At 61.9% G+C, this 25,762-nt stretch carries 25 protein-coding genes and 1 tRNA gene; 15 read left to right on the top strand and 11 right to left on the bottom strand.

Annotation, left to right across the window (positions count from 1 at the left end; genetic code table 11):
• The 8 genes from ACNPN0_RS11020 to ACNPN0_RS10985 form a co-directional block, all read left to right on the top strand.
• On the top strand, window positions 1-346 hold a 346-nt coding region (locus ACNPN0_RS11020), incomplete at its 5' end, for an HNH endonuclease (RefSeq protein WP_448938904.1).
• Window positions 347-726: 380 nt separating this feature from the next.
• Complete coding sequence (locus ACNPN0_RS11015; RefSeq protein ID WP_426733586.1) at window positions 727-1,521, top strand: creatininase; 795 nt, start codon at window positions 727-729, stop codon at window positions 1,519-1,521.
• A gap of 121 nt (window positions 1,522-1,642) precedes the next feature.
• Window positions 1,643-3,268, top strand: a complete 1,626-nt coding sequence (locus tag ACNPN0_RS11010) for a BCCT family transporter (protein WP_448937702.1) — start codon at window positions 1,643-1,645, stop codon at window positions 3,266-3,268.
• 295 nt (window positions 3,269-3,563) lie between these two features.
• Complete coding sequence (locus ACNPN0_RS11005) at window positions 3,564-4,817, top strand: aminopeptidase P family protein (RefSeq protein ID WP_426733583.1); 1,254 nt, start codon at window positions 3,564-3,566, stop codon at window positions 4,815-4,817.
• A 192-nt stretch (window positions 4,818-5,009) separates the two neighbouring features.
• A complete protein-coding gene (locus tag ACNPN0_RS11000; RefSeq protein WP_448937703.1) occupies window positions 5,010-6,365 on the top strand; it encodes an MFS transporter in 1,356 nt (451 codons plus the stop codon).
• Between the two features lie 31 nt (window positions 6,366-6,396).
• The gene (locus ACNPN0_RS10995; RefSeq protein ID WP_400341169.1) at window positions 6,397-7,170 is read left to right on the top strand and encodes an IclR family transcriptional regulator; all 774 of its coding nucleotides are present in this window, start codon (window positions 6,397-6,399) and stop codon (window positions 7,168-7,170) included.
• A gap of 2 nt (window positions 7,171-7,172) precedes the next feature.
• Window positions 7,173-7,508, top strand: coding sequence for a cupin domain-containing protein (locus ACNPN0_RS10990; RefSeq protein ID WP_448938903.1), 336 nt, complete (start codon window positions 7,173-7,175; stop codon window positions 7,506-7,508).
• A gap of 138 nt (window positions 7,509-7,646) precedes the next feature.
• Window positions 7,647-8,234: an NADPH-dependent FMN reductase gene (locus ACNPN0_RS10985; protein WP_448937705.1), complete on the top strand. Its 588-nt coding sequence runs from the start codon at window positions 7,647-7,649 to the stop codon at window positions 8,232-8,234.
• 16 nt (window positions 8,235-8,250) lie between these two features.
• Here the strand turns inward: ACNPN0_RS10985 and ACNPN0_RS10980 are convergent, their stop codons facing one another.
• Together ACNPN0_RS10980 and ACNPN0_RS10975 are read right to left on the bottom strand one after the other, a co-directional pair.
• Window positions 8,251-8,823 (bottom strand): dihydrofolate reductase family protein, encoded by a 573-nt coding sequence (locus ACNPN0_RS10980; protein ID WP_400341175.1) that lies wholly within the window; start codon window positions 8,821-8,823, stop codon window positions 8,251-8,253.
• A 134-nt stretch (window positions 8,824-8,957) separates the two neighbouring features.
• A tRNA-Ala gene (locus ACNPN0_RS10975) sits at window positions 8,958-9,033 on the bottom strand.
• A 191-nt stretch (window positions 9,034-9,224) separates the two neighbouring features.
• Between ACNPN0_RS10975 and ACNPN0_RS10970 the strand changes: the two genes are divergently transcribed.
• Window positions 9,225-9,650 carry a VOC family protein gene (locus ACNPN0_RS10970; RefSeq protein WP_133833990.1) on the top strand — a complete coding sequence of 142 codons (426 nt, stop codon included), beginning with the start codon at window positions 9,225-9,227 and terminating at the stop codon, window positions 9,648-9,650.
• A 9-nt stretch (window positions 9,651-9,659) separates the two neighbouring features.
• Here ACNPN0_RS10970 and ACNPN0_RS10965 read toward each other — a convergent pair whose 3' ends face one another.
• Window positions 9,660-10,886, bottom strand: a complete 1,227-nt coding sequence (locus ACNPN0_RS10965; protein ID WP_105656358.1) for an MFS transporter — start codon at window positions 10,884-10,886, stop codon at window positions 9,660-9,662.
• Between the two features lie 208 nt (window positions 10,887-11,094).
• Here ACNPN0_RS10965 and ACNPN0_RS10960 point away from each other — a divergent pair, with 208 nt between their 5' ends.
• Window positions 11,095-11,973: an endonuclease/exonuclease/phosphatase family protein gene (locus ACNPN0_RS10960; protein ID WP_388023018.1), complete on the top strand. Its 879-nt coding sequence runs from the start codon at window positions 11,095-11,097 to the stop codon at window positions 11,971-11,973.
• On the opposite strand, the gene ACNPN0_RS10955 is transcribed toward ACNPN0_RS10960, so the two are convergent.
• Window positions 11,970-12,644, bottom strand: coding sequence for an alpha-ketoglutarate-dependent dioxygenase AlkB family protein (locus tag ACNPN0_RS10955; protein ID WP_448937706.1), 675 nt, complete (start codon window positions 12,642-12,644; stop codon window positions 11,970-11,972). The two genes, ACNPN0_RS10960 and ACNPN0_RS10955, sit on opposite strands and share 4 nt — an antisense overlap.
• Before the next feature lie 290 nt (window positions 12,645-12,934).
• Between ACNPN0_RS10955 and cobA the strand changes: the two genes are divergently transcribed.
• The 4 genes from cobA to ACNPN0_RS10935 all read left to right on the top strand — a co-directional run bounded on the left by cobA (window position 12,935) and on the right by ACNPN0_RS10935 (window position 16,984).
• The gene (gene cobA, locus ACNPN0_RS10950) at window positions 12,935-13,954 is read left to right on the top strand and encodes a uroporphyrinogen-III C-methyltransferase (RefSeq protein ID WP_388023022.1); all 1,020 of its coding nucleotides are present in this window, start codon (window positions 12,935-12,937) and stop codon (window positions 13,952-13,954) included.
• On the top strand, window positions 13,954-15,054 hold the full coding sequence (locus ACNPN0_RS10945; protein WP_105661937.1) for a uroporphyrinogen-III synthase: 1,101 nt from the start codon (window positions 13,954-13,956) through the stop codon (window positions 15,052-15,054). The genes cobA and ACNPN0_RS10945 overlap by 1 nt, the downstream gene beginning before the upstream one ends.
• Before the next feature lie 46 nt (window positions 15,055-15,100).
• Window positions 15,101-16,009: a carbohydrate kinase family protein gene (locus tag ACNPN0_RS10940; protein WP_105656354.1), complete on the top strand. Its 909-nt coding sequence runs from the start codon at window positions 15,101-15,103 to the stop codon at window positions 16,007-16,009.
• A gap of 201 nt (window positions 16,010-16,210) precedes the next feature.
• Window positions 16,211-16,984, top strand: a complete 774-nt coding sequence (locus ACNPN0_RS10935; protein WP_105661938.1) for an IclR family transcriptional regulator — start codon at window positions 16,211-16,213, stop codon at window positions 16,982-16,984.
• Between the two features lie 7 nt (window positions 16,985-16,991).
• Here ACNPN0_RS10935 and ACNPN0_RS10930 read toward each other — a convergent pair whose 3' ends face one another.
• The 7 genes from ACNPN0_RS10930 to ACNPN0_RS10900 form a co-directional block, all read right to left on the bottom strand.
• Entirely contained in the window at window positions 16,992-18,002 is a 1,011-nt protein-coding gene (locus ACNPN0_RS10930) for a sugar phosphate isomerase/epimerase family protein (protein ID WP_448937707.1), read from the bottom strand.
• Between the two features lie 13 nt (window positions 18,003-18,015).
• Complete coding sequence (locus ACNPN0_RS10925; protein ID WP_388023029.1) at window positions 18,016-19,122, bottom strand: Gfo/Idh/MocA family protein; 1,107 nt, start codon at window positions 19,120-19,122, stop codon at window positions 18,016-18,018.
• Window positions 19,123-19,140: 18 nt separating this feature from the next.
• Window positions 19,141-19,980, bottom strand: coding sequence for a carbohydrate ABC transporter permease (locus ACNPN0_RS10920; protein WP_105656351.1), 840 nt, complete (start codon window positions 19,978-19,980; stop codon window positions 19,141-19,143).
• The gene (locus ACNPN0_RS10915) at window positions 19,973-20,965 is read right to left on the bottom strand and encodes a carbohydrate ABC transporter permease (RefSeq protein ID WP_448937708.1); all 993 of its coding nucleotides are present in this window, start codon (window positions 20,963-20,965) and stop codon (window positions 19,973-19,975) included. Before ACNPN0_RS10915 ends, ACNPN0_RS10920 begins: the two co-directional genes overlap by 8 nt.
• Window positions 20,966-21,060: 95 nt before the next feature.
• Window positions 21,061-22,413: an ABC transporter substrate-binding protein gene (locus tag ACNPN0_RS10910; protein ID WP_448937709.1), complete on the bottom strand. Its 1,353-nt coding sequence runs from the start codon at window positions 22,411-22,413 to the stop codon at window positions 21,061-21,063.
• 46 nt (window positions 22,414-22,459) lie between these two features.
• Complete coding sequence (locus tag ACNPN0_RS10905; protein ID WP_105656348.1) at window positions 22,460-23,572, bottom strand: Gfo/Idh/MocA family protein; 1,113 nt, start codon at window positions 23,570-23,572, stop codon at window positions 22,460-22,462.
• 5 nt (window positions 23,573-23,577) lie between these two features.
• On the bottom strand, window positions 23,578-24,318 hold the full coding sequence (locus ACNPN0_RS10900) for a sugar phosphate isomerase/epimerase family protein (protein WP_448937710.1): 741 nt from the start codon (window positions 24,316-24,318) through the stop codon (window positions 23,578-23,580).
• A 158-nt stretch (window positions 24,319-24,476) separates the two neighbouring features.
• Between ACNPN0_RS10900 and ACNPN0_RS10895 the strand changes: the two genes are divergently transcribed.
• On the top strand, window positions 24,477-25,691 hold the full coding sequence (locus ACNPN0_RS10895) for an ROK family transcriptional regulator (RefSeq protein WP_448938902.1): 1,215 nt from the start codon (window positions 24,477-24,479) through the stop codon (window positions 25,689-25,691).
• The last annotated feature ends 71 nt before the right edge of the window (window positions 25,692-25,762 follow it).

Here is a 25,762-nt window from a genome sequence, read left to right as displayed (position 1 = left end):
GATCCGCGACCGGCACTGCCGCACCCCGTTCTGCGACGGCATGGTGGAGGAAATAGACCACGTCAAGCAATACGCCCGCGGAGGCAAGAGCACCGTCTTCAACGGCGATGGCCGCTGCGCTAGTTGCAACAAGGCCAAGGAAGCCGCCGGCTGGTACGAATACACGAGCTACGGCAACGGCCACACCATCATGATCTGTCCCGGCTCGGCGATGTCCTACAAGTCCACCGCGCCACCAGCCACGGGCTACGCGCACAAGCCGTTCCCGCAATTGAGACGCGACTCGAAATGGATACAGCAACTCAAGGAACGGCTGAAGCCCCCACCCGACCAACCGGATCCATGAGCCGCGAGGTAAACCGATCGTTTGCACCGCTCGCCGCTATTACGCAACCACGCATCACCCCGTCCCACCCCTGCTTGGCGCGCTAATCCAAACCGCCTGGCATGCATCCGCCACGCAACACTTCGATTTTCGTGCACCGCGCAAGCTGGCACCTCGTTACCGCACTGGCTTGGCACCTCTTCTTGCCGCTCATCGTGCAGATGCTGAACCCGCGAGATGCGCCACGACCACCATGCGAAGTTTTTCACCATGAGGCTTGACTGTGACGTGAGCCACTGAAATGATTCAGTGCAACACTGTTGCGCTTCTTGCAACCGTATTCCGATACCGAATCTTTCCCGCCTGCGGCATTACTTGCCCCACGGGTCCAGGAGAATTCCATGCACTCAGTATTCATAGACGAACTCGATGCCCAGACTTACGCCGAGAACGTAGCGCGTACCGGATCCACCATTATCATCCCGGCCGGAGCGACCGAACAGCACGGACCTCACATGCCACTGGGCGTAGATGCCATGCTCTCGCGTTCCATCGCAGAAGCCGTCGCGCAACGCACAGGTGCTTTGGTTGCGCCGGCGTTGAGCTACGGGTACAAATCCCAGCCCCGCTCCGGCGGCGGCAACCACCGCAAAGGCACCACCAGCCTCGGCGGCACTTCGCTTAGCTTGATGATTGAGGACGTAGTTGCATCCTTCATCTCCCAGGGCTTCGATAATGTTGTCGTCCTCAACGGGCATTTCGAGAACTACCAGTTCATCTACGAAGGATTGGACAACGCAGTAGCCAAGTGCCGAGCCGCCGGCGCGGCGTCGCGCGCCATCCTGCTGTCTTACTGGGACTTTGTCGATGAGGAAACCTTGGCCAAGGTCTTCCCCGACGGCTTCCTCGGCTGGGACATCGAGCACGGAGGCATCCTCGAAACTTCCTTGATGCTCCTGCTCCACCCGCACCTGGTAAACATGGATCGGGTTGTCGACCACCCGCCCGCTAAGCTCGCGCCCTATGACATCTTCCCGGAGGATCCGTCACGCACCCCGGACAGCGGTTGCCTCTCTTCTGCGAAGGGCGCCACGGCAGATCGCGGCCAGCTGCTATTCGAAACCGTCACAAACCAAGTTGCCGATGCACTCAAAGGCGAGCTGCTGCTGGGCAACATCAGCATCGAGGTGAAATAGCATGTCTGTGGATAGCTCGACATCCCAAGACAGGAAAAAGTCCGCGAAAGCACCCCGGACCCCTGAAGGCACTAAGAAGCAAGTTGAGGTACCACGTTTCATGGGGCGGCACATACCTCCCATGGATCGACTGCTCATTCGCGTAATCCCCCCAGTACTGATTATCGCCGTGATGATTTGGGTCCTGTCCAATCCAGAAGCCGCCTCAGCCGCGATTTCCGAAATGCGCACTTTCGTCACCGGAAAATTCACCTGGCTCTTCATCTTGTATTCAGTATTCACAGTGGTGGTGTGCATTTGGCTCTCCATGAGCCGAGTAGGCAAGATCCGTCTCGGTGGCCCGAATGCCAAACCGCAGCACAGCAAATTCGCATGGTATTCCATGCTGTTCGCTTGCGGCCAAGGCATCGGCTTGATCTTCTGGTCAGTTGCCGAACCAATTATGCTTCGCGATGAAAACCCCGTGATCCCAGCAGGGCCAAACGGTGGCGGCGAAGAAGGGGCCATTGTTTGGACCTACTTCCACTGGGGCTTGACCGCCTGGGCAATGTATTGCGCCGTTGCAGTGTGCTTGGCCTACTCGCATCACAACCTCGGCAAGACATTGACTTTTCGCGAGGCTACCGTGGATATGCTGCCCCGCTGGTCGCGACGCGGAGCCGGTGTCATCGTTGAGCTCCTGGCAATTATCGCGACCGTACTCGGCCTGGCTACCTCCTTCGGATTCGCAGCCATGCAGTTCTCCTCCGGCCTGACTTCCTTCACTGGATTAACCGCCAGCCCAATGATGTGGTTCATGGTCATTCTGATCTTCGCCGGCATCACCTCAATTTCGGCTATCGTCGGCATCAGCAAGGGTATGGCACGCATCAGCGGATTGAACTCGATCCTCAGTATCGTGCTGATCGCAGCGGTGCTGATTTTCGGCCCATCGCTGTACATCATCTCGAATCTGTCCCAGACCTTTGGCAGCTTCTTCACGAACTTCGCCAATATGAGCCTATGGACCGATTCAGGATTGGCCACCACCACCCTGGATTCATGGCAAGACAGCTGGAATGGCTGGTGGACGGTCTTCATATGGTGCTGGGTTATTGCCTTCTCCCCATTTGTGGCCGGATTCATTGCCCGCATTTCGCGTGGCCGTACCATCCGCGAATTCGTTCTCGGCGTGACCATAATTCCTTCATTGATCGTGATGGTTTGGGTTGCAGTGATCGGCTCCGCAGCCCTCTACTACGATGACCAGACTAATCGTGGCATCAGCAGTGCAGTCGCCGAGGACACTTCCTCCGGCTTGTTCGTCATGCTTGACTCCGTGCCTGTCGTTGGCACGGTCTTGCTAGTTGTTTCCACCATCCTGGTGGCCACCTACTACGTGACATCCTTGGACTCTGGCATTTACGCACTCAGTGAATTCGTCTCCGCCCCGGGCAAATCCGGTCCAGTCTTCCGTGTAGTCCTCGTGCTGTCTGTCGCAACGGTGACCACCGTGCTGCTGACCATGGGCGGAACCGCGGTGGTCGATACGGTCCAAACTGGCACCATTATCGGCGCCTTCCCCTTCTCCTTCGTGATCATTTTGATGATCATCAATTTGATCCGGAGGCTGCTCAAACGAGACAAGGCGATCAAGCAGCTGGAAAAGGACATCAACAACCCCGACCCGAATCTGGTCTTCGTAGCCGACCCCGATGGCGGCGGAGCGATCCTCAAGGAAGACCCAGGACAGGACCCACAGAATTAAGCAGTAGAACCCGCATTGGCATGAAGGCCGCGATGCTCGCCATGATGAGCTTCGCGGCCTCCTGCATTACCTCGTGGTTTTCATATTCATGCAGGACAATTCCGATCTTGTGCACTGCAGAAAAAGTTTTCACAATCGCCCTTGACAGTGACGCAGGGCACACATAATCTAAATGCAACGGCGTTGCAGTGAGCGCAACACGTACTTCTTCTCCGGCGATTCCCATGAATCCTCGCAATCCATCTGATTGGGCCGGCCTCCCTTGACAGTTGATTTCCCACAAGGAGCCAAAACCATGACTACCGCCAATATCGCCACCAATGTTTCCGAACTGGCCCGACTGAAGACCCTGCACAACGGCGCCAAGGAGCAGCTGACCTTCTCGGATGCCGAGTTCGAGCGCCGCCTGGCCGGCCTGCGCCAGATCATGGCCACGAAGTCGCTGGACGCAGTCATCCTGACCAGCTACCACGGCATCAAGTACTACTCGGACTTCCTGTACACCACCTTCGGCCGCAACTACGCGCTGGTGGTCACCGCCAGCAACTCCACCACCGTCACCGCGAACATCGATGCCGGCATGCCATGGCGCACCAGCTACGGCGACAACATCGTGTACACCGACTGGAAGCGCGACAACTTCTTCTACGGCCTGCAGGAAGCACTTAAGCGCGACGGCGTGAAGGCAACCCGGATCGGCGTGGAAGACGACTTCCTGCCAGGCCGCACCCGCCAGCAGATCGCCGACACCTTCGACGGGGCGGCTCTAGTAGATGTTTCGCAGGACGCCATGCGCCAGCGCATGATCAAGTCCGCCGAGGAAATCGAAGTCATCAAGCACGGTGCGCGCATCGGCGACCTGGGCGGCGAAGCCATCAAGGCAGCGATCCGCGAAGGCATCAGCGAATACGAGGTCGCACTGATCGGCACCGAGGCGATGGTGCACGAGATTGCCAAGACTTTCCCGCACCGCGAAGTGCGCGATACGTGGGTCTGGTTCCAATCGGGCATCAACACCGATGGCGCCCACAACTGGGCCACCACCCGCAAGCTGGAGCGCGGGGACATCCTCTCGCTGAACTGTTTCCCGATGACCTCCGGCTACTACACCGCTCTGGAGCGCACCTTGTTCCTCGGCGAGCCGGATGCCCGCAGCCTGGAACTGTGGAACGTCAACGTCGAGGTCCACAAGCGTGGCCTGGAGCTCATCAAGCCCGGAGCGGTCTGCAAGGACATCGCAGCGGAGCTGAACGAAATCTACATCTCCCACGGACTGCTCCCGAACCGCACCTTCGGCTATGGCCACTCCTTCGGCGTGCTCTCGCACTACTATGGCCGCGAAGCTGGTCTGGAACTGCGCGAGGACATCGAGACTGTTCTGGAGCCGGGCATGGTCGTTTCGATGGAGCCAATGATCACCGTCGCTGATGGCGAGCCAGGTGCCGGCGGCTACCGCGAGCACGACATTCTGGTCATCGGCGAGGACGGCGGCGTCGAGAACATCACCAAATTCGGCTTCGGCCCGCAGAACAACATCATCGATGCCTAGGGGCAACTGATAACCGTGGGGCGGGGCCCGAGCCCCGCCCCCCGGCTGCTTTAGCCATCTGGGGCGCAGCAAGCAGGGGGCTGTGCCTAGAACCGAAGATCACGCACCGGTCTGCCGGAACACTTCATCATTCCAGCGGCAAAGAAGCCAGCACTGGCCAAAGCCGTTGCCCTCCAGAGGCGGTTTCACCCCATGAACCATTCCAGCAATTCCCCACTGCAAGCTCCCACCGGAACCACGGCCGCAGCGGCCACCGGCGTGTCCCAGTCCCGCACCATTGACGCGAAGACCCGCCGCAAGGTGATCGCTGCCAGCTTCATCGGCAACTTCGTGGAATGGTTCGACTACGCGGCCTACGGCTACTTCGCCGTCACCATCGCCGCCGTATTCTTCCCCAGCGACGACCCCCAAGCTGGTCTGCTGATGACTTTCGGGGTATTCGCCATCTCGTTCCTGGTCCGTCCTGTCGGCGGGTTCATATGGGGGCATCTGGGCGACAAGATCGGCCGGCGTGAAGCCCTGTCGTGGTCGATCCTGCTGATGACCGGTGCCACCTTCTGCATAGCGCTGCTCCCCGGCTACGCATCCATCGGTTTTGGCGCGCCCCTGCTGCTCCTGGCCCTGCGTCTGGTCCAGGGCTTCTCTGCCGCCGGCGAGTATGCCGGCGCCTCCGCCTTCCTGGTCGAGTACGCGCCGGCCAACCGGCGCGGCCTGTACGCGGCAGTGGTTCCGGCGAGCACTGCCACCGGCCTGCTCTTCGGCTCACTGATGGCCGCCGGGCTGACTGGGTTGCTGTCAACCGGGGATCTGGAGTCCTGGGGATGGCGCATACCGTTCTTGCTGGCCGCGCCCATGGGGCTCATTGGCCGCTATATCCGCACCAAGCTGGAGGATTCGCCAGCTTTCCTTGAAGCATCATCCGAGTCCTCCACTCCTGAGGGATCCCCAGTCGGGTCGTTGCTGAAGAACCACTGGCGCCAGCTGGTCCAGGCTGCGGGTGCGGTGCTGCTGAACGCCGTGGGCTTCTATGTAATCCTTTCCTACATGCCGACCTATCTATCCGAAGAGCTCGGACTGGACGCCACCCGTTCCTACCTGGTAACGACCGTTGCGCTGTTGACCTACGTCGGTTTCATCTTTATCACGGGCATGCTTTCGGATCGTTTCGGACGCAAGCGCATCTTGATCAGCGCATCGATTCTGTTCATCCTGTTCACCGTTCCTGCCTTCATGGCTTTGGAATCAGGAAACTTCTTGGTCATTGTCTTGGTCCAGATCCTGCTCGGCGCGATGCTCACGCTCAACGATGGCACCCTTCCGAGCTATCTCGCGGAAATGTTCCCCACCAAGGTCCGCTATTCCGGCTTCGCAGTGTCGTTCAACCTCTCAAATGCATTGTTTGGCGGAACCGCGCCGTTCGTGGCCACATTACTGATTGCCACTAGCGGCAACGTCCTTGCCCCCGGCTGGTACTTGATGGGCGCAGCAGTGATTTCGCTGGTGGCGGTGGCCTGCTCGGTCGAAACCAGCCGTAAACCATTGGTTTGAGCCGTAGGATAGTAGCAACTCAGGAGGGGAAATGACTGAAATTCGCAGTGAAACCCGAGGCACCTCGGTGATCGTCAACGTGCTCGATGTGCTCCGTTGCTTCACCGTTGAGCGCCCGGTAGTGGGCGTCACCGAAATCGCGGAGCAGGTCGGCCTCCACAAATCGAGCGTCTCGCGCATTCTGGCCACCCTTGAGCAGGAACGCGTTGTGGATCGCGACGCGGAAACCCGCAAGTACCGCTTGGGTGTCGGCCTGATTGCCATTGCCGGACCATTGCTTGCCAACCTGGACGTGCGGCAGGTGGCTTACCCCATTCTGGAAGATCTGCGTGAAGCTACCGGCGAGACCGCTGTACTGAACATCTGGGACGGCAGCGAGTCGATTTCGGTAGAACAGCTGCCTTCAACCCATCTGGTCAAGCACACTTCGGTCATGGGGTCGCGGTACCGTTCGGGGCTGAGCGCTACCGTCCAGGTATTCCTCGCCAATGAGGATCCAGCACGCCGCGCGGAGCTGATCTCCAACGGAGAGATCGATCTTGCCGGCACGGCCCCCGCCGAATACCAGGCACGCCTGGATCTTGTACGCGAGCGGGGCTACGCGGTCAACTACGGCGAGACCTCCGCCGAGGAGGTCGGAGTGGCCGCAGGAATTCTCGATCACCGCGGTGAACTCGTCGCCTGCGCCATGACCGCCGCTCCGTTCTACCGCATCGGCGCCGATGAGCTGGAGCAGCTCTGCTCCAGCACCCGCACCGCAGCAAGGCGAATCAGCACCAGGCTGGGATACCAGGCGGAGGGATAGCCATGGATCCGTTTGAAGCGCGCGATGCCCATGCCGTCGACTACGGTATGCACGAAGGGTCAGCTATGAAAGTCAGCCACCACTTCGCCGGGCATACCGGGATGCCAGTAGCCATCCAGACCTGGGTGATCGAACCAGGCGGATTCGAGGGCTTCCATCGCCACGAGGGCGAGAGTGCTTCGCAGGAGTTCTACCAAGTGCGAGAGGGTCGGGCGCTGATGCGGGGCGGCGAGCGCGACTACGAGCTGGGCCCGGGCGACAGCATCTTGGCCGATGCAGGGGTGGACCACGACCTGCGAAATACCGGCGGCACTGGCCTGCGCGTGCTCACGGTTTAGGTCCCGCCACGCAAAGCCGACTTCTCAGCCTTCGGCTCGCAGCAGATTACCCAGCGCGGTCAACCAGGCGGACTGGCTTAGCTGGGAGTTTGCCCGAGGGCCTTTTGCCACCCCTCGCCCCGGTGCTGAAGTGGTTCCATGGATTACAACATCGGCTATTTCGTCGGTTCGCTCGCCACGAACTCCATCAACCGCGTCCTGTCCAAGGCCCTGATAGCCCTGGCACCTGAAAACCTCAGTTTCACGGAAATCCCGATCAGCGATCTGCCCTTGTATAGCGCTGACTACGATGATAATTATCCCGAAGCCGGGACCGCGCTAAAGACCGCCATCGAGGCCTCGGACGGCCTGCTATTCATCAGCCCGGAGTACAACCGTTCAATTCCCGGTGCGCTGAAAAATGCCATCGACTGGGGTTCGCGGCCCTGGGGCACCAACTCCTTCGCCCGCAAGCCCACCGGCCTGCTCGGCGCTTCGGTCGGAGCCATCGGTACCGCGGTCATGCAGTCCAGCATGCGCAGCGTCCTCAGCTTCCTGGATGCCCCGCAGCTGAACTCCCCCGAGGTCTACCTGCAGTACCGTCCCGAAGACTTCGGCGAGGACGGGAGCATCAGCGACCCGGACACCCAGAAGTTCCTGGCCCACTACATGGGCGAATACTCGGCGTTCGTTGAGCGTGTGCTCGATGCGACAGCTGCGGGTCATATCGGAGACGAAGGAATGTAGCCGCCTCCAACGTCCACTAGCCGCGCGAGTACTCGGCAAGACAGACTCCGGAGGCAAAAGTCTGCATGTTCTCCAGCCTCCAGCGATCCGGGGCATACCCCGTGTCCCCGAAGAGCCTGATACCCGACCCGAACATCACCGGCTGCACTTTCAGGGCCAACCTGTCGATGTCCGGCCGGAGTCTGGCGGCCAATTGCCCTCCGCCGCACAGCCAGATGCCGTCACCCGGTTGGGATTTGAGTTCCCCGATGACCTCTCGCGGATCCGCGCTGGTGAACTGCACCTCTTGGCTTCCTGGAGGTGCAGAGTGCTCGCGCGTGAAAACCATCTGCCTCAGATGCGAGTAAGGGCTGGGCAGTGCTGGCAAGCCGACAGCGTAGGTATTCCAGCCCATCAGCACCGTATCGAAAGGGCACCCCTCGATAGGCAGTCCAGCCGACTCTGCCAGCTGGGTCGGCGCGGTGCCGCGGTAGCGGTCCCAGATGGGCGCCGCATGGTCACCAGCCACCGCGAAAGCATCGAATTCACCGTTAGGACCGGCAATGTACCCGTCCAAGCTCACTGCAACGAAGTAGGTTAGTTCTCTCATTGATTCTCCCTTGGTTCGAAGACGGGATCGTCTGGGAAATTGAGCCAACCCTACAGCATGGCCTGTTGGGAACTTGGGAGAATGCGAAAAAGCCGGGAAACATCATTTCTGATGTTTCCCGGCTTGTTTCCATTTGGTGGAGGTAAGGGGATTCGAACCCCTGACCTTCTGCATGCCATGCAGACGCGCTACCAACTGCGCCATACCCCCAAATGAGGTGGTTTTCCGCGGTTTGAACAACCGCTGAACCGAGATAAAACTATACCGGAGCACTGCCGAAAACGCCAAATCGGCCATTCGAGACGCTGGTCACACTCTGCTATTCACACGGTGCTCCCCAAGTGGAAGAATATGGGTCGGGACCTGCCGGCCCCACCCACTCCTTCGAAAGGCGCAATCCCATGACCATCGGACTGACCCCATACCTGCGTTTCGCCGGAGACGCCAAGGAAGCAATGGAGTTCTACCACCAGGTACTCGGTGGCGAGCTTTCCATGATGACCTTCCAAGAAGGCATGAATGACAACAATCCGGCCGTTGCCGACCAGATTATGCACTCCTCGCTATTCGTTGAACGCGGCCTGCACTTCATGGCCTCGGACACCCCGCCCGAAATGGACGTGCGGGGCAATGGCGTGATCGCGCTCAGCAGCGACGGGACGGCCGGAGCCGACGCGGAGACCCTGACCCGGTGGTGGGAAGGGTTGGGCGAAGGCGGCCAGATCAACATGCCATTGGAGCGGGCCCCGTGGGGCGACTCCTTCGGCGAGCTGCGCGACAAGTTCGGTGTGGTCTGGATGTTCAACATCACCGCGGTGGCAAGCTAGCCGAAGCAGCTAGTGGGTGCGCGCCTGCTCGCGGGCTTCCAAAGCTTCGCGGCCTACGAGCAGGCCCACCTTCTTCGCGCGGATCTGGGTTATCCACGCGATCAGCAGGCCCAAAGCGGCCAGTCCAGCGCCGACCACAGATGGGGCGCGGAATCCGTAACCGGCGGCAATCACCGCGGCACCCAGGGCGGCGCCCAGCGCGTTGGCAACATTCAGCGCGGAGTGGTTCAGCGAAGCAGCCAGCGACTGCGCATGCGGGGCCGAATCCATCAGCAGCGTCTGCAACGCAGGGATCAGCAGGGAACCCACCGCGCCCATCACGAAGACCATGATCATCGTCGGAACCACCCAGCTGGTCACGGCCGCGAAAATCAGCATGGTGGCGATCATGAAAACGGAAGAAAGCTTGATCGCGCCGAAGATCGACCAGTCGGCAAGCCTGCCACCGGCCAGCGAACCAACGACCATGCCTACGCCATAGAGCGCCAAAGCCAACGGCACCAGCTCAATTGGCAGTCCTGCTTCTTCGGTCAGCGTGGGCGAAATGTAGGAGTACACCGCGAAGAATCCGCCGAAGCCGACAATGCCGGTGAGCATCGCCAGCCACACCTGGGCACTCTTCAAGGCGGTCAGCTCGCGGCGGATGCTCGCCCCGGCATCGGTCTTGCGCCATGGGACGAACAAGCTAATCAGCACAGCGGTCAACACGCCGATCGCAGTGACGACCAGGAACATCGAACGCCAGCCGTATTCCTGGCCGAGCCGGGTCACCAACGGGACACCGGCAACGTTGGCCACCGAGAGCCCGAGCATCACCCAGGCAATGGCGCGTCCGCGCATCGTGGCCGGAACCAGGCTGCCGGCAAGCACACCGGCCAGTCCGAAGTAGGCCCCATGCGGCAGGCCTGCAAGGAAGCGGGTCACCAGCATGGTGTTGTAGTCCGGAGCGAAGAATGAGGAGAGGTTGGCGAGCGTGAAGAAGAGAATCAGCAGCTGCACCGCACGCTTGCGCGGGATCTTGGCAGCCAGCGCAGTGAGCACCGGGGCGCCCACCACCACGCCGATTGCGTAGGCGCTGATCATCAGGCCCATCTGCGCATAGCCCACTTCCAGATCAGCGGCACCTTCCTGGAGCAAGCCCATCATGGCAAACTCAGTGACACCGATGCCGACGCCGCCCATGGCCAAGGCAACAATTGCCAGCAGTAGTTTTCCGCCAGATACATAGGCAGTCATTCAATTTCTCAATTCATGGCAGGGTCTTGGGAAGCGGCTCCCTCGGCGCTCTTATCCATCGTAGTGACTGCATCGGGCGACAGTGGCAATCCCCGAGCGGAAAATTACGAATCCCACAGTATTTTGTGCCACTGTATTAAGTCCTATGCCTCATTCATCGCACCATCGCCTGTCGGCCTCGCGAATAATCGCGAGGTTCTTCTTTGTCATGCTCTGTCTCGCGCTGGCCGGGCTAATGGTGTTCCACCAGCAGATCCCCGATGTCCTGGGTCTCGGATTGATCGTCGATAACCTGGCCCCGTGGATGGGCCTCGGAATTCCAGTGCTCTTGCTGATGGCCTTGGTGGTGCGCGGACGCATCAGCTTCATCGGCCTGCTCGTACCGGTCGTTGTTTGGGCTGTGCTTTTCGGGCCGGCGTTCCTGCCTTCGGACCGGCGCGCACCAGAAGCTTCCCTGCTGGTTGCCACGCAAAACGTCCACGAGTCTGCGGGCGTGCAAGCCGCCCGCGAATTGGCAGCCAACGGCGCGCAGGTCATCACCCTGCAGGAAATCGGTGAAGGCCAAGAGCCGGAAATCACCGCCGAGCTCGCCCAATCCCATCCTTACAGCTACATGGTCAGCACCGTAGGCGTGTGGAGCGCCTATCCGCTGAAGAATCCAGAGCCCCTGGATCTGGGGCTGGGTTGGGACCGCGCGTTGCGGGTGGACGTGGCCAGCGAAAAAGGGGATGTCCGCCTGTACGCTGTGCATGCGGCGTCGGCCAGGCCTACCGGCCATCACGAGCGGGACATGATGCTTGCTTCCTTGGCCGGCTACCTCGCCGATGACGATTCTGCGAAGATCGTTGCCGCCGGAGACTTCAACGCCACCAGCTCCGACCGCCACTTCGCGCCGGTCGCTAACCAGCTGGAGGAAGCCCACTACAGCGACTGGGGCTTGGCCCTGACCTGGCCGCGGTCCCTGTTCCCGATGCTCGGCATCGATCATGTGATGCTGCGCGGCGTCGAATCAGCAGGCCTGGAGCGGCTGGAAATCGCCGATTCCGATCATTACGCGCTCGCTGCCACGATCGATCTGGGGAACTAGTTCGCTTCCAGCCCGGTCTGGCGCAGCGTGATGTTAATGCGTCCGCCGCCAAGGCCCAGGCCTGCAGGCGCGGTCCCGGCATGGATCTTGCTCACCCCGTGATAGGCGAAGCGTGAGGGGCCGTCGAAGACGAACAGGTCCCCCGAAGCCAGCCGGATCTCTTGCCATGGCCGGTTGCGGTTCTCGGTATTGCCCAGGCGGAATGTTGCCGAATCGCCGATGGACAGCGAAACCACTGGGGCGTTGATGCGTTCTTGCGCATCCTGGTGCATGCCCATGGCGGCCTGCTCGTCGTAGTAGTTCACGATAGCCGCATCGGGCTGGTAGTCCTGCGCGCGCTGCAGGTCACCAGCAGCTTCTGCGACCGCTTGCTTGCCCAAGCGGACCAGCCAGTCTTCCATGGGCGCCACTGATTGCCCGTCCAGGTCGTCAGCGGTCTTGGAGTAGCGGTTCGGGCTCCAATGCCATCCCAGGCACAAGCTCTGCACGCTCATCGGATGGCCGTTGACGGCTGTGCGGTGCGGCGGAACAGGCCCGCTGCCCCATTCGAAGAAGCGCCGGACGATCCACTGCTGCGCGGGCGCGTCCAGCCACCCCGGCAAGTGCCAGGCTCCTGGGCGCAAGGCTCCCCCGCTACGGGGCAGTGCACTGTCGTCGAACAGGGATTCCATGTTCCCAGCGTGCCCGTTGCAGGCAGAACTCGGCAAGTCTCCCGCGTATTCGCTCACTGAACTTTGCAGGATCAGCCAGGCCGGTGCCTCGCAACAATATTTACATTAGAGACTTTGTGTTTCGTCTTACCCTCGCGAACATTTCGAAAAGGTTAACCTTTACTCGAATTATTGCGCTTGAAACATTTGCGATACCTCCGGGAAAACCTGGGCGCCTAAGCTGGGTGCATCCACTAGTTCAAGGAGAATCCCATGTCACCCCTAGAAACTCGAGCAGAATCAAGGAAACCATGATTGGCATCGACCTCGAACTGCGCGGATGCACTGTGCTGATCGCTGGAAGTAAATCCGGGAGCAAAAATACTGCGCTGCGCTTCCGGGTGGAGGGCGCCACGGTGCTCACCGCCGACGGGCCCTTCCAGGCAATACAGTTGCTGGAACAAGCCGGCCTGCTGGTGATCTGCGATGCCGAACCGCTGCGCTTCGCCTCGGTGGTGCAGGCCGCGCGCATTCCCGTCATGCACCTTGGACCAGCGACCCGGGCCGGATCCATCACCCTGCTCGGTGGCGGCCCCGGCGCATTGGACCTGCTGACCCTGCGCGGCGTGCGGGCCCTGGCCGAAGCAGAAGTCGTCTTCGCCGACAGGCTCGGTCCCGCAGCGCACCTGCCCGCTCTCGCACCGCAAGCTCAAATCGTGGACGTCGGCAAGCTTCCCGGACACCACAAGCTCACCCAACGGGATATCGAAGCCCTGATGATCGAAGCGGCCCGCGGTGGCGCTGCCGTAGTCCGGCTCAAGGGCGGAGATCCCTTCGTCTTCGGCCGCGGCTTCGAAGAAATCGCGGCCGCTACCGCTGCGGGCATCCCGATCAGCGTCATCCCGGGACTGAGCTCGTGCATCACCGTGCCGGCAGCAGCCGGCATCCCGGTCACCGCCCGCGGGGTGAACACCATGTTCACCGTGGTATCGGCCCACGACCCACTCAGCGATGCGCAGCTTGACCATCTGGCCAAGCTGGGCGGAAGCATCGTGATCCTGATGGGCATGGGCACCATCGAGCAGACCGTCGCCGGGTTGCACCGGGTCGGCATGGACCCGCAAATGCCATGCGCCATCGTCGAATCCGGCACCACCGACATCCAGCGCACCAGCTGCACCCGGCTAGCCCGTCTCGCCGAAACAGCCCGCGGCCATTCCAACCCTGCAGTCATTGTCATCGGTGAAGTCGCTGGGCTGCCGGCCACCCTGGTGAACGCGGCAGCGCAAGAAGAGCCGGCCACGCTGGCAGCGCAATTGGAAGTGGCCTGATGAGCAGCCCCAAACCCTTGGCCGGCTTCCGGCTGGCCGTCACCAGCGACCGCCGTTCCGCAGAACTCATCGAGGCCTTCGAACGCCGCGGCGCCGAGGTGACCCATACTCCGCTGCTCCAGCTCGCCCCGCTGGACGATGAGCAGCAACTGATCGCGCAAACGCAAAAGCTGATTGAGGTCCGTCCGCAGGTAGCCGTCATTACAACCGCCTACGGACTGCGCCGCTGGGTTGATACCTCCGAGGCTGCCGGCATTGGCGACGAGCTGCTGGCAGCGCTCGGGCAGGCGCAGCTCTACGTCCGCGGGGCCAAAGCCCATGGCGCCGTCAAGGCGCTGGGCCTGGAACCGGCCGCCGTGGCCAAGGACGGGCGCAGCGCCTCCATGCTGGAACTGCTGGAGGGCAAGCTCCAGGGCGCCACCGTCGCCTTGCAGCTTCATGCCGATTCCGACCATGGAATGCCCCAGAGCCTGCGCGAGCTGGGCGCTCGCCGGGTGCTGAAGGTGGAGCCCTACCGCTGGCAGGACACCAGCAGCGATAGCGGGATTTCTGCTTTGGTGGAGGGCCTGTGCGCCGCCCACTTCGACGCGGTGACCTTCACCAGCGCGCCAAGCGTGCACGCGCTGTTCGCCGCTGCCAAGGCGCGCAATCGCTTGCCCGCACTGCTGCGCTCACTGGCCGAGCGCGTCGCAGTGGCCACCGTTGGACCGGTGACTGCTGCCCCGCTGATCGAGGCGGGCATCTGCCCGCTGGTTCCCGAGCGCCATCGCATGGGTGCGATGATCGGCCAGCTCGTGGAGCATCTAGCCTCGCTGGGCACGTTGCAGGCGCAAACAGTCCACGGCCAGGTGCAGCTGCGCGGTCGCACCCTCTCAGTCCAGGACGAAAACTGCGAATTGACTCCCGGGCAGGCCGAATTGGTGCGCGCGCTGATCGAGGCGGGCGGCAGCGTCCTCTCCCGCGACGAGCTGGGGGCCGCACTTCCGGAAGCCAGTTCCAAGCATGCCTTGGATATGACATTGAGCCGGCTGCGCAAGGCGTTGCCGCAACCGGAAATCATCGCCACGGTCATCAAACGTGGGTACAGGCTGAACGTATGATCTCCCCGATGGGCTTTTTCCCTCCGGGTTACGTAGGATCGATGTCATGGTTAATATTCAGGTTGCCGGTGAAGCCCTAGTCGATATCGTCGATGGCGTGGCGCATCCCGGCGGTTCCCCGATGAATGTTGCTGTTGGACTGGGCCGATTGGGCCACGAAGTCCTGCTCCAGACGGACATCGGCGATGACGAGCATGGTCGGCTGATCGCCGAACATGTGGCGGCCTCAGGCGTTCAGCTCGCAGCCGGATCACACACCGATGCGCAGACTTCCAGCGCCACCGTCGTGCTGGACGAGTCCGGAGATGCCAACTACGAGTTCCAGCTGAACTGCAAATTGCAGAGCATGGCTTCGACCCAAGCCACCTTGTTCCATTCAGGATCCGTTGCAGCATTCCAGGGTCCGAGTGCCGCTCGAATCCATGAGGCTTTCGAGGCTTCCCCACCGGGCCAGATCCTGAGCTTCGATCCGAACCTGCGTCCGGAGCTGGTCGAGGACCGGGCAGAATCGGTCAAGCAGATCGAGAAGCTGGCCGGGCTGGCGGATATCGTCAAGCTCAGTGACGAAGACGCCCTGTGGCTCTATCCGGGATGGGACACCAATCGCATCCTGGAGCACTTCTTGGAGCGCGGGGCATCGCTAGCGATCATCACCTTCGGCGCACGCGGAGCCGAGGCCCGGACCAGGCAAAGCGAGGTCATGGTTCCCTCGATTTCGGTGCGTACCGTAGATACGGTCGGCGCCGGTGATGCGTTCATGGCCGGGCTGCTCCACGCCATCTTGGACAGCTCGCTGGCCAAGTCCCTTCGCGATGGCACGCAGCTGGACAGCGTCGAGCTGGAGAAGGTCATGCAGATCGCTTCGGTGTGCGCGGGAATCACCGTGTCGCGCGCCGGGGCGAATCCTCCAACCCTTGACGAGCTGAATCATTTCCTCAGTTCCACGACGCGCTAGACCTTTCATTTCTGGCCGATAGTCGCTGGGATCTCCGCCTGGAATGGCGCTGATCCCAGCGACTATTTATTTCATTCGTTGTGGGTGACTAGCATTATCCGCCGGCAGCCAGCCCAGCAGCCTGGACTATCGAAGGAAACCGCTGACCAGGTTGCTAGAGTTCCTTGCAGAGCACTATGCACGATTCATTGAGGAGGCCCCATGGGCAGCAAGGTTCCAGCGGCCGATAACACCTTGCGGATCCTCAGGTTGCTGGCCAGCAGGAAGACCCCGACTCCGGCGGCAATGATCGCCACGTTGCTGGAGCTTCCTCGATCCAGTGTCTACCAGCTGCTGAACGTGATGCTGGAGCACGGATTCATCACCCACTATCCAGAGGACAAATCCTATGGTCTGGGTGTCTCCGCTTTTGAGCTTTCCAGCGCCTATACCCGCCAGGAACCGCTGGCACGGCTGGGTGCCCCGCTGATTGCCCAGCTGGTCGACAAGGTCGGGGAAAGCGCCCACCTGGCCGTGCTGCATGGTTCCGATGTTCTCTACATTGTCGAAGAACGCGCCAAGGGCCGGCCATCCTTGGTCACCGACGTGGGTGTTCGCCTGCCTTCGCACCTGACCGCATCCGGCAGGGCAATTCTCGCCGCGCTGCCCAAATCCCAGGTGCGTGCGCTCTACCCCGGTGCTGCCAGCTTCACGGAGCGAGTGGCCGAGTCATCGATCTCCAGCTACTCGCAGTTGCGCCGCGAGCTGGACCAGAGCACGCAGCGCGGCTATGCCGTAGAGCGCGGGGATGTCACCCCGGATTTCCACTCGCTCGCGGTAGAAATCCGGGATTCCAGCGATTGGCCGGTGGCCGCCGTTGCTGTCACCTTCCTGGCCGATCGTGTCCCCGAAGAGCAGTGGGAGACTCTCCTGCTGCAGATCCGCGCCACCGCTTCGGTGATTACCTCGCGGGTGCAGGGCAAGCGTCCTTCCTAGCCAGGTGCTACTGGTTCGAGAATGCCGCGTCGAAGGACGCTTCGGGGCGCTTGAACAGGAGGCTGCGGATGTAGCCCACAGCTTCCTTCGCACCGTGCAAGCGGTCCATTCCCGCGTCTTCCCATTCAATGGAGATGGGGCCCTTGTACCCGTGGAACTCCAGTGCGCGGAAGGCATCTTCCCAGTTGATGTCGCCGTGGCCGGTGGAGACGAAGTCCCAGCGCCGGCGGGGATCGCCCCATGGGAGATGGGAACCCAGGATGCCATTGCGCCCGTTGGGATGATGCATCCGGGTGTCCTTGCAATCCACGTGGTAGATGCGGTCGGCGAAGTCGGTGATGAATGCGACCGGGTCGATGCCCTGCCAGAACATATGGCTGGGATCCCAGTTCAGCCCGAACGCTTCGCGGTGGCCGATTGCTTCCATGGTGCGCACGGTGGTCCAGTGATCGTAGGCGATCTCGGATGGGTGCACCTCCAGGGCGAACTTCACCCCCTGCTCATCGAATTCGTCCATGATCGGATTCCAGCGATCCGCGAAGTCCTCGTAGCCTGCATCGATGACCTCGCCCGGAACCGGCGGGAACATGGCGACGTACTGCCAGATCTTCGAGCCGGTAAAGCCAACCACTACATCGGCACCGAGCTTGCGGGCGACGCGGGCCGAGCGCTTCATGTCCTCGGCGGCCCGCTGGCGGACGCCTTCCCCATCCCCATCGCCCCAGACATAGTCGCGCAGGATGGCCTGGTGGCGGAAGTCGATGGGATCATCGCAGACAGCCTGGCCGCCCAGGTGGTTGGAGATCGCCCAGGCTTTCAGCCCGTACTTGTCCAGGATTTCCAGCCGCGACTGGAGGTAGGCCGGATCCTCGTCGGCACGCTTGAGGTCCAGGTGGTCACCGCTGGCTGCGATTTCCAATCCGTCATAACCCCATTCGGAAGCCAGCCGGGCGACTTCTTCGAAGGGCATATCAGCCCACTGGCCGGTGAAAAGCGTCACTGGATGCGTCGCGTTCATGGTGGTTTCTCCTCTAGTCATCGGTGTCGATCCAGTCCCCGGAATCAGCCGATTCCAGAACGGCATCGGTCAAACGGCAGGCGCGGGCGCCATCGGCAAAAGTTGGAAGCCCATCGGGTGCTTCGCCACGGATCGCCGCGTAGGTGTCGGCCACGAAAGCGGCGAAAGCATCAAGGTAGCCCATCGGGTGTCCTGCGGGTACCACCGACAAGCGTGCGGCGTCGGGACTGAGATCAGCGGCCTGGCGGGACAGGATCGAGGACATGTCGGGTTTGCCGATCCACAGTTCTTCCGGCTTTTCCTGCTTGAATTCCAACGCCGACCGGTCTCCGGACATCTCGATGGTCAAGGCGTTCTTCCGGCCTGCGTTGACCTGTGACACCATCAGCGTGCCGATGGCTCCCGAAGCCATCTGCACAATCAAGGCGGCAGCATCCTCGGTATCGACGTCCACGGCGCCCCGCTGCTTATGGGCAATGGAGGTGGTCGCGTTCAGCCGAACGATCCGCTCTCCCGCAATGAATTCCAGCAGATCCACCAGATGCGAACCGATGTCCGCGAAGGCCCGCGAAGGCCCGCCTTTGGCTGGTTCTACCCGCCAGTTGCTGTCGCTGATCGTATGCATCCAGTCTTGCAGGTACTGGCCACGCACGGTCAGCAGCCGGCCAAGTTTCCCTTCCTGCACGTGGGCCCGGGCCTGCCGCACCATGGGGTGGTAGCGGTAGACGAACGGCACCGAAGCCACGGCCCGGGAACGCGATGCCAGCAAGGCCAGCTCGCCGGCTTCCCGGGCGCTGGTCGCCAGCGGCTTCTCGCAAACAACGGACAGGCCAGCTGCCAGTGCGGAGGCTGCCTGCTCGGCATGCAACGCATTGGGCGAGGTGACATGCACGGCGTCGCATTGGGCGAGCAGCGCTTCGACGCTGCCGAAACCGGGCACGCCCAGGGCGGCTGACGCTTGGCGGGTGGATTGCTCGCCGTTGGACCGCACCCCGATGAGCTGGGCGCCTGCCCGGCGGATCGCATCGGCGTGGGTCCGGGCCATGAAGCCGCCGCCGATGACGCCGACCTTCAGTTCCTGCATGGCCGGTGCAGCCTGCTGGCTGTTCAACTGGGACATGTAATTCCTTGTCTTTTCTTACTTGACCGCGCCGGAGGACAAGCCTGCGACCAGGTGCCGTTGCGCGAAGAGGAAACCGACCAGCACCGGAATCGATACCACCACCGAGGCGGCCATCATCTGGTTCCAGTACACATCGGTCTGCGAAGCGTAGGCCTGCAAGCCGATGGACAGCGTCCTGGTGTCCGAATTGGTGAGCACACTGGCGAAGAGCACTTCGCTCCAGGAAGTGATGAAACAGTAGACCGACACCGCGATGATCCCCGGGCGTGCTACCGGCAAGACCACCTTGAGCAGTGCGCCGAGCCGGCCAAGTCCATCGACCATGGCCGCCTCTTCCAGTTCCTTGGGCATGGCGGCAAAGAAGCCGGTGAGCATCCAGATGGAGAATGGCAGGGAGAACGTCATGTAGGTGACGATCAGCCCCAGGTAGGTTCCGTTCAGCTGCAGTCCCACGGCACGCTCCAGCTGGGTGAAGATCAAGAAGAGCGGCAGCAGGAACAGGATGCCGGGGAACATCTGGGTGGAGAGCACGATCAGCCGGAAGGACCGTGCCCCGCGGAAGTCGAAGCGCGAGAGCGCATAGGCGGCCAGGATCGCGATGGAAACCGAGAGGATGGTGGCGCTGATGGTCACGATCAACGAGTTGGCGAAGTACTTGCCCAGCGGCACCGTGGTCCAGATATCCAGGTACGGGGCCAGCGTGATTTCCGAGGGAATCCACTCGAAGGCGCCGCGCACATCCTTGAGGGGCTTGATGGAGGTCGTGAGCACCACGTAGAGCGGCAGCACGATGATCAGGGTGATGAAGGCTAGTCCGAAAACTCGCAGGATGCGGAAGCCGCGGGTCTCAATCATCGATGCTCTTTCCCTTCGGCATGACAAGTCGGATGTAGAACGCTGAGACGATCAGCAGGGCAATCAGCAGGACGACGCTCAAGGCGCCACCCACGCCGAAGTTCCAGTTGTTGAAGGACTGCTGGTAGATCAACGGGGAAATCAGGGTTGCTTCTTCCGGGGACACCGGGCCGAAGAGCAGGTAGGGGATGTCGAACTGGTTGAACACCCACAGTCCCAGCATCAAAAGCAGCACCACGTTGGCGTGCTTGATCATTGGCAGGGTGATCCTGGTGAACTGCTTCCACAGGCTGGCTCCATCCAGGGAAGCGGCTTCATAGACTTCGTTCGGGATGGATTGCAGGGCGGCCAGCAGCATCAGGAAAGCGAAAGGCCAGAATTGCCAGACGGCGACAACCACCATGACAAAGAAGGAATTCCCGCCCAATAGCCAGAACGGCCCTTCCTCAAGGATCCCGAGGTCTTCGACCAGGAAGCGGTTGACCATGCCATCGCGCTGGTTGAACATGAACGCCCAGGCGATGGTGGTGACGTAGCTTGGCAGTGCGTAGGGCACCAGGAACAGGGTGCGGAAGAATCCGTTGCTGCGGAATTTGGATGCCAGCAAGACCGCGGCGAAGATGCCAAGGCTCCAGGCGATTGCCACTACCAGGAAGGTGAACAGGAAGGTGCGCCCGAGGGCGTCGAAGAATTGGGAACCGATCGGACCGTTGGGGTCCAGCGCGGTGTTGAAGTTCTGCAGTCCCACGAACGGGACCTTGACCCAGTTGGCAATGGAGAACTGGGTCAGCGAGAGGAAGGCGATCCATACGCCGAGCAGCATCGGGATGATGTGGATCAGCAGTTCCAGGAATGCTGCGGGCGCTGAGAGCGCATAGGGGAAGAACCGGTCGCGCTTGATTGAACTGCGCTTGATCGCCCTTGAAGCGTCGCGGGGCTTGAGCGGTTCGCTGATTCGAGGCGGTGTCTGGGCTGGCGCCGACATTCGGTCTCCTTTCATGAAAACGAATTTGGGTGCTGCAACTGGCCGCGGGGGCGCAAGGAGGTCCGCTCCCGCGGCCAGTGCAACGTGTCGGGCCGCTAGCTAGCCGGCATCTGCTTCTGCGCGTCTTCCAATGCCTTGCGGACATCGGCCTCGGTGATTTTTTCGCCCTGGGCAATCCTGGCGAATTGCTTGGCGATGGCCTCGCCTACGAGGGATTCCATCTGCCCTTCGGTGGGGAACAGCGGCATCGGGGCAGCGTTATTGGCCAGGATCTCCTTCTTGGCCTGCTGCTCGGGGGTGTCGAAGGCCGGGTCGTCGAAAGCTTCGGTGACCGATGGCAGCGAGGTGTACTTGGCGTTCAGCTTCTTCTGCTCATCGACGCTGAGCAGGTGGTTCACGAATTCAAGGGCGGCATCCTTGTTATCCGAGTTCTCGAAGACGCTCACGTTGATGCCGGCAACCAGCGACTGGGTGGCTTCCAGCCCGGTGGCATCGGCGTTCTTCAGCGGGATGGGCGCCATGGCGTAGTCCTTGAAGTCAGCGGCATTGAAGGACTTGCCCGGGGCCTGGTCGAAGAACATGGCGGCGTTGCCGTCCATGATTTCCCCTGGCAGCACCGAACCGTCATTGATCTCGGCGTTGGACTTGGAGACAACGCCGTCCTCGCCCATCAGCTGGATCCAGTCGTTGACGCCGCTGACGACGCCATCATTGGTGAAGTCCGGCTTGCCGTCCGTGGTGTACAGCTCGCCGCCGTTCTGCATGCCCAGGATGAATGCGGAGTGGGCATTATTGGCGGTACGCTGTCCGGCCAAGGTGAAGCCGTACTGGTCGACCTTGCCGTCGTCGTCGGTATCCTTGGTCAGCTTCTTGGCGGTGGCCAAGAATTCATCCCAGGTCTTCGGAGCCTGCTTGATGCCGGCTTCCTCGAACATCTTGGTGTTGTAGTACAGGCCGTAGGCCATGGAATACAACGGCAGCGAGGTTGGGGCCTGGCCCTCGGCGCCGCCGGTGGCCAGGGCTGCCGGCACGAACTTCTCGGCTCCGCCTATGGCCTCCAGCGCGTCGCCTTCAAAGGGGACGAAGGCGCCGCTGGCCTGCAAGGTGGTGGCCCAGGTGTTGCCGATGTTCAGCACGTCCGGCCCTTCGCCGCTGGAGACGGCGGTGAGGATGCGGTTGTACAGGTCGGCCCAGGGAACGACTTCCAGCTCGACCTCGATGCCGGTTTCCTCGGTGAACCGCTTGATGGATTCGCCCAGGATCTCCTCGTCCTGGGTGACCGAGCTGCCCTGGTTCGAAGCCCAGTAGGTGATGGTCCCGCCTGCTTCTTCCGAGCCGGAGCCGGAAGCCGAGCCGGAACAGGCGGCCAGGCCGCTGAGCGACAACGCTGCGATGGAGGTAATCGCCGTGAAGCGCCCCAGCTTGCTCTTGAAATGTGGTGCAGACATGTTTATTCCTTTTCAGGTGCGGGTGATGCTGTCAAGGGGTGGTGCTTCAGGCAAGGATGCCGGGAGCCGAAGGATCCCAGGCTGGGTCCAGCAGCGCGATGGGCTCGATCGTCGAGGCCACGTCGATGAATGCTCCCGATTCCATTGCTTCCGCGGCGCAGACCATGATGTCCAGGACGTGGAACGCCAGTTCGCCGGGCACGCGTTCCTTGCGTCCCTCGCGGATGGCTTGGGCGAGTTCGGCAACGCCGGTGCCGCGCCCGTAGGTGGATCCTTCGGCGGTGACAACGCTCGGCTCCTGGTCCTCCAGGTGCAGGATGGTGTCTCCGGTGAATTCGTTCGGATCCGGCAGCTGCGCGGTGCCTTCCGTTCCGGAGATCTCCACGAACCCTGCACGCTTGAGCTTGGAGTCGAAGCTGAAGATGCACTGCGCACTGGCCCCGGATTCGAAGGAGAGCAGCGCTCCGACGTGGGTTGGGACCTCGACCGGGAAGCTGGTTCCGGCCTTGGGGCCTGCACCGATGACCCGCTGCGCGCGGGCCTGCGAACCCAGGGCGGCGACCTTGGCTACCGGGCCGAAGACTCGCACCAGGGTGGTCAGGTAGTAGGGCCCGAGGTCGAAGAGCGGTCCCGCGCCGTGGGCGAAGAGGAATTCCGGGCTGTGGTGCCAGGATTCCGGGCCGGGGCCCTGGAAGATGGCCAGGCCCGAAAGCGGGGTGCCGATGGCGCCTGCTTCAATCTGCCGCAGGCCGGTCTGCAGGCCCGCACCCAGGATGGTATCCGGGGCCACGGCGACGCGGACTCCTGCCGCCTTGGCGGCTTCGACCAGCTGCCGTCCGGATTCGCGGTCCAGCGCGTAGGGCTTCTCGCCCCAGACGTGCTTGCCGGCGGCCACCGCCTGCAGGGCTACCTCGACATGCACTGCCGGGATCGTCAGGTTCACGACGATCTGGATGTCTTCGCGGGCCAGCAATTCAGCATAGGTTCCCGAGGCTTCCACGGACCATTTGCGCGCTTGGCTTGCTGCGCGCTCGGTATCCAGGTCGGCGATGAACCGCACGGCGAGGTCCGGGAATGCGGTGAGGTTCTCCAGGTACTGGTCGCTGATGGTGCCGGCTCCGACAATGCCCACGCCCATGGGCTGATTCTGAAATTCCATAGTCCCTAGTTCTTTTCTGCTACGAGGTAGGCGCGGCTTTCGGACACGGCCTGGAAGATGTCGCCTGCGAAGTCATCGAGTTCCACTACATGCAGCATGCCGTTGGTGGCGTCGATGATCTGGTCGATCGGCATGGATCCGCTGCCCACTGGAACCTGTTCCTTGTGGTTCTTGGACTTCGGCCCGTCCTTGATGTGCAGGGCCACGACGCGGGGTGCCAGCGCTTCAAGCAGCTGGAGCACATCGGCGCCGCCCACGGCAACCCAGTAGGTGTCCACTTCCAGGACGACTTCCGGGTCCAGCAAGCTAGCCAGGTATTCCAGGGCCGTCTTGGAATTGATCTTGCTGGAGATCTCCCAGTCGTGGTTGTGGTAGCCGACCTTGATGCCGTATTCGGCCCCGCGCCGGGAGGCGGCGTTGAGCTTCTGCGCGATGGCACCGATGGACTCGGCATCCTGCCACTGCTCCGCCGGGATGAACGGATCGATGACGGTGCTGATGCCGAGTTTGCCGGCCGCGGCGAAGACCTCGTCGTAGTCCGAGGAGAGCAGCGGTGCGTGCGCCGTTGGCGCGCTGAGTTCGTTCTCGGCCAGCGCCAGTGCATACTCGTCAGCGCGGGCCACGAAGTTGTATGGCTCGACTTGCGTGTAGCCGATGCCAGCTACGCGTTCGAGCGTCGCGGCCAGGTTCTCTGCGATGTGCTCGCGCAGCGTGTACAGCTGGATTGATAGGTCGTGGGCAGGCAAAGGCGTCTCCTGAAAGAAGTGGTGGGTGCGATCCAGATGCTCATGACTTGCATCACACCTTGAGACTAGTTTTACTTTTGTCGATAGTCAATAGAAGTATGTCGACATTCTCATAAAGTGTTTCGGCTTCGCGTCCATGGCTGTGTTTTACTGGGTTCATGGCCAATCCTTCGAGCCCCCAAAGCATGCAATTCGCCCGCGGCGCCAGTGGGGCAGGCGACGTCTTGCAACTGTTCATGGACGGTGCCGCGCACAGCCGCACGGACCTTGCCGCCCTGACCGGCATGGCTCGCTCCACCCTGCAAGAGCGCCTCGACGTGCTCATCCAGCTGGGCCTGGTTGGCACCATCGCGGACGGCGCGTCCACCGGAGGCCGCCCTCCCCAGCGGCTTGCCCTGCTCCCCGATGCCCGCCTGGTGCTGGCCGTCGATCTGGGAGCCAGCCACCTGCGCGTTGCGCTGACCGACTTGGCCCCCACTCCCCTAGTGCAATCCCAGGCTCCCATTTCCTTCGCCGACGGCCCGGTGGCGATCTTGCAGACCGCGATGGATCTGGCCGATGGCTTGCTCGATTCGCTGGGCCGCACCCGTGACGATGTCATTGCCATAGGCATGGGAGTGCCAGGGCCGGTGAATTTCGAGACCGGCCGTCCCGCCAATCCGCCCATCATGCCCGGATGGGACGACTTCGACATCCCCGCTTGGTTCCAGCAGCAGCTGGACGCCTTGGTAGTCGTGGACAATGACGTCAACCTCATGGCCATTGGCGAGAAGGACCAGCTGGAGACCGGCAGCGAGGACTTCATTTTCGTCAAGCTGGCCACCGGCATCGGCTCGGGCATCATTTCCGGAGGACTGCTGCAACGCGGAGCACAGGGTACAGCCGGCGATATCGGGCACGTGCGCATCCGCCGCGGCGATGGCATCTACTGCCATTGCGGCAATGAAGGCTGCCTGGAAGCCGTAGCCGCCGGACCCAAAATTGCCACCGCGTTGCGGGCGCAGGGCATCGAAGCGCACAGCAACACCGATGTGGTCGCCCTGGTGAACTCGGGGAACATCCAAGCGATCCATGCAGTGCGCCAAGCCGGCCGCGACTTGGGCGAGGTATTGGCTGCCAGCGTGAGCTTGCTGAACCCGTCGCTGATCGTGGGCGGCGGACGGATCTCCGCCGCCGGAGAGCACCTGCTGGCAGGCATCCGCGAGGTGGTCTACCAGCGCGGAGCGCCGCTGTCCACCCAGCACCTGCAGATCCGCACCTCGCGCAGCTGGGAAGTTGGAGCCCTGCGCGGAGCCAGCATGATCGCCATCAGCCAGGCCCTGAGCCCGGAGGCCATCGAACGCAGCGCGCTGGCGCTGATCCCCGCCACCTAGGAGCTGGAGGCAACCGGAAATTCTTCCGATTCTGAAATACCGGACAGCTCTGCCCATTCTCCGGTACCCAA

The organism is Glutamicibacter sp. AGC84, assembly GCF_053543575.1.
Note: the sequence above shows the minus strand (reverse complement) of the source record. Positions and strands in the feature narration are given on the sequence as shown.